Consider the following 3,232-nt stretch of genomic DNA (forward strand, 5'->3'; position numbering starts at 1 on the left):
CACGAGGACGACCTCGATCATGCCGTCATCGAGCTGATGGAGGACGTTTCAGCTGCGACCGGCCAGATGGTGCGGCGCGCCCGAGACGACGAGGCTGCCGCGACGACGCTGATCGCCAGCCTTTCCGCCATCATCCTGATCCTGGCCGCCGTCCTGTCGATCCTGATAACCCGCAGCATCGTGCGGCCGGTCGGCAAGCTGACCAGCGCCATGAAGGACCTCGCCGGCGGCAATCTGGAAACGGAGATCGCCGCACCTTACTTCCGCGACGAGGTCTTCGAGATGTCGGAAACCATGCAGGTATTCAGGGCCAACATGGTCAAGGCCCGAAACCTGGAGGAGATCCAGAAGGAAGAGCGGCGGAAGCGCCAGCGCCGAAACGAGGAACTGGGCCAGCTCGTCGGCATCTTCGGGGCCAGCATCGGCGCCGTGTTCTCCCGGATCGTCTCCTCGACCACCGTCATGGTCTCAGAAGCCAACGTGATGACGAAGCAGAGCGGCGACACGCTGAGCATGGCGGAAGGAGTTGCCGAGGAAGCCAACCATTCATCCGAGAGCGCCGGCACACTGGCGAGCGCGTCCGAGGAAATGCTGGTCACCTCGCAGGAAATCGGCCGGCAGATCGCCAATTCCGCGGATGTCGTCAACAAGGCGGTCGAGGCGGCCCTGAACGCCCGGTCGGAAGTCGAGCGCCTTCAGGAGACCACGGCACAGATCGGCGAGGTCATCGATCTTATCCGGGACATCTCGCGTCAGACCAACCTCCTGGCTCTCAACGCGACCATCGAAGCGACACGCGCCGGCGAAATGGGCAAGGGCTTCGCGGTGGTCGCCGCCGAAGTGAAGCAACTGGCGACGCAGACCACCAAGGCCACCGAGGAAATCAGCGCGAAGATCACCGGCGTACGGCAGGTATCCTCGTCCTCGGCCGGCGCCATTACCCGGATCGCCGACCTGATCAGCGAGACCAACACCTATATCTCGGGCATCGTATCCGCCGTTCAGGAGCAGGATGCGACCTTGCAGGAAATGGTGCGCAACATCGACTTCGTCGCCAAGAGCGCCGATACGGTGACCGGAAGCATAGAAAGGATCAAGGGACAGGCCGTCACCGTCGGGGACAGCGCCAATGGCGTCACCCGGTTGGCATCGGGACTGAAGGATGAATCCACCGGCGTCAGCCGGGAGGTGGAGACGTTCCTGAGGGCGATGAGCAGCACCGATGTCGATGACGATACCTTTGCGTCCTACTCCATCGACCGCAAAGCGCAGGTCACTGCCGGGACGATCCGCTGGAACGGCAAGGCGCACGAGATCTCCGCCGCCCATGCCGTCCTTTCTCCCGAGCTTTCGGTCACTGCGGGCGAAATGATCGAGATCACCATCGAGGGCATCGGCGCCCCATTGCAGGCTCGCGTCGCCTCGACCGGCAAAGGCCGGACGACGATCCAGTTCCCCCTGGACATGGAACATCTTCAGAAAATGCGCGATCAGGTCGCCGTCATGGGACACGAGATCGCCATGCGGAAGGCGGGATAGAAGCTGGAAATCGGATCTTCAGGCGGAACCGAGCCGGTGCCGGCGGTGGGTAGAACCTGCCGCCACCTCTGATCTGTACACACAAGTGTTTACACAAGGTGACCCTACCATCATAATGCAGCCGGCCACTAAAGGAGACGCCGGTCGTGCCGATTACGAAAATCTTCAAGAACGGGAACTCGCAGGCAGTAAGGATTCCTGCCGACTTGGCTTTCGGCCGGAATGACATGGAAGTGGAGATCGAGCGCGTTGGTGACGAACTCCGCATACGCCCGGTTTCGCGAAAGTTGGACCGGGTTCTGGAGAAATTCGGCGCGTTCTCCGATGATTTCATGGCCGATGGCCGGGATGACAATCAGCAAGCCGAGCGGGATGGACTGTGAGGCCGAAATACCTGCTGGACACCAACATCTGCATCTACCTGATGAAAAACCAGCCGCCTTCGGTCGGCGAACGCTTCGCGCAGTATCGTGTCGGCGAAGTCGTCATGTCGGCTGTGACCTATGCGGAACTGGACTATGGCATCGCCGTATCCGGTGAGAGAAAGACGCAGAATCAGGCAGCGTTGGATGAGCTGATCAAGGATATCACCGTCGTGGGCTTCGATGTGGTAGCAGCACGTTCATATCGACAGGTGCGGCTCGCCAATCGGGATCGCAAGCGTGACGCATTGGACAGGCTGATCGCCGCCCATGCAATTGCGCTGGACGTAACGCTGGTGACCAACAATGTCGGTGACTTTAGCTGCTACTCCGGTCTGCGGATAGAAAACTGGGTTGTAGCCCAGTAGGTACGCCGCCAAGATCCGATGTAGAAAGAATTGTTGCGGACACATGGTTGGCGACTACTGTCCCGCACAGTAGTGCGCCTGCTGTTTCGGAAGCCTGGGAGAAGACGCCGATGGCCCAATTGAGTGACGACTGCTTCGCGTTCGGCGGGCCGTTGATGACGCTGGAGGCGGCCCAGGATCTGCTGGCGGAGCGGTTGACGGCCGTCACCGGAACCGAGTCCGTGGCTTTGATCGACTCCTTGGGACGTGTGCTGGCGGGCGACATCGTATCGCCGGTCAGCGTGCCGCCGCACGACAACTCGGCGGTGGACGGCTACGCCGTGCGGTTCGATGACCTGTCGCGAGAGAGCGACACGGTGCTGCCCATCGTCGGCCGGATCGCCGCCGGCGACGGAGCGGGCAGGCCCGACCCGTGCGGGACCGCCGTCCGCATCTTCACCGGAGCGCCGATGCCTCCCGGATTCGATACCGTCATGATGCAGGAGGATTGCCGGGAGGAATCCGGACCCGGTGTGCTGGGAAGCGTGCTGATCCAGCCCGGCATCAAGCGCGGCGCCAATCTGCGGAAGGCCGGGGAGGATGTCATGGCCGGCAGCGTGATCCTGGCCGCAGGACGCCGGCTGCGCCCGCAGGACGTCGGATTGCTGGCGGCCGTCGGATCGACCGCCGTGACCGTGCGCACGCCGCTGCGGGTCGCGATCATTTCCACCGGCAACGAACTGGCCGAGCCGGGCGCGCCGCTGGCGCCCGGCGCCATCTACGACGCCAACCGGTTCACCCTGTCGGCGCTGATCCGGCGGATGGGAGGACGCGTCACGGATTTCGGCATCCTGCGGGACAATCCGGTGGAGTTGAAGCAGATCCTGGAGACCGCGGCGGAGTCGCACGACCTGATCGTCACGA

General features: G+C 62.7%; 4 protein-coding genes. All 4 read left to right on the forward strand.

What is annotated here, in order from left to right; translation table 11 throughout:
• A partial coding sequence (locus AC5JJ6_RS05730) for a methyl-accepting chemotaxis protein (protein WP_496041117.1) occupies positions 1-1,539 on the forward strand: 1,539 nt, incomplete at its 5' end.
• A 146-nt stretch (positions 1,540-1,685) separates the two neighbouring features.
• Complete coding sequence (locus AC5JJ6_RS05735) at positions 1,686-1,922, forward strand: antitoxin (RefSeq protein ID WP_496041118.1); 237 nt, start codon at positions 1,686-1,688, stop codon at positions 1,920-1,922.
• Positions 1,919-2,329 (forward strand): type II toxin-antitoxin system VapC family toxin, encoded by a 411-nt coding sequence (locus AC5JJ6_RS05740; protein ID WP_496041119.1) that lies wholly within the window; start codon positions 1,919-1,921, stop codon positions 2,327-2,329. Before AC5JJ6_RS05735 ends, AC5JJ6_RS05740 begins: the two co-directional genes overlap by 4 nt.
• A 110-nt stretch (positions 2,330-2,439) precedes the next feature.
• Positions 2,440-3,232 (forward strand): molybdopterin molybdotransferase MoeA (locus AC5JJ6_RS05745; RefSeq protein ID WP_496041120.1); only part of this gene is annotated, 793 nt, incomplete at its 3' end.

It is taken from the genome of Skermanella sp. (assembly GCF_059503625.1).